Annotated in this window: 1 pseudogene; it reads right to left on the bottom strand. The window is 36.4% G+C overall.

Features of this window, described 5'->3' with window-relative positions:
* Window positions 1-58: 58 nt before the first annotated feature.
* A pseudogene (locus AB5935_RS27375) lies at window positions 59-729 on the bottom strand (SusC/RagA family protein); the annotation flags it as partial.

Genomic DNA, 729 nt, shown 5'->3' with positions numbered 1-729 from the left:
GTCCCTAACAGGGCACCTATACAAAACTTATATATCTTTTTCATTTCACACGTATTGATTAGATATTAACAGTCAATCCTAAAGTCATTACCCTAGACAGTGGGTATTCCGCCCCTGTGGAACTTCCTAATTCCGGATCCCATTCTTTAAATTTAGCGAATGTCAATAAATTGGTACCAATAAAGAATACACGTATATTATTGAACTTAATCTTATTTACAATTGATTTAGGCAATGTATACCCTACTTCTAAAGTCTTCAAACGTAAATATGAACCATTTTTTAGCCAGAAAGTGGACTTTTGTTGATTATTATCATTTCCACCATAGCTAAGGCGTGGATAAGAAGCATTCGGATCTTCATTAGCAGGAATTCCAAGTTTAGCTGCAGTGTCTGCATCAACCCAACGATTAGCTACTAAATTTCCCAAAACATTTCCCCACTGACTATCCTTGAAGGCAAATACTGTAGATCCATTAATGAAGAATGAAGACTTTCCTGCTCCTTGAAAATGGACATTGAAATCAAATCCTTTCCATTGTGCAGAGATACCAAATCCGTAAATCAGATTCGGTTTGGTAGTCGCACCGATAGCTACTTTGTCACCATCATTGATTACACCATCTCCATTAACATCTTTATATTTAATATCACCCGGTTGTACTTTTCCCCATGCTGTCTGTTGAGGACTGTTACGAATATCATCATAATCTTTAAACAGACCTAATG

Origin of the sequence: Phocaeicola sp. RTP21198st1_B8_RTP21198_201120 (assembly GCF_040929485.1) — a bacterium.
Taxonomy (GTDB): domain Bacteria; phylum Bacteroidota; class Bacteroidia; order Bacteroidales; family Bacteroidaceae; genus Phocaeicola; species Phocaeicola dorei.
The sequence above is the reverse complement of the archived record's forward strand: the minus strand, read 5'-3'. Positions and strand labels throughout refer to the sequence as shown.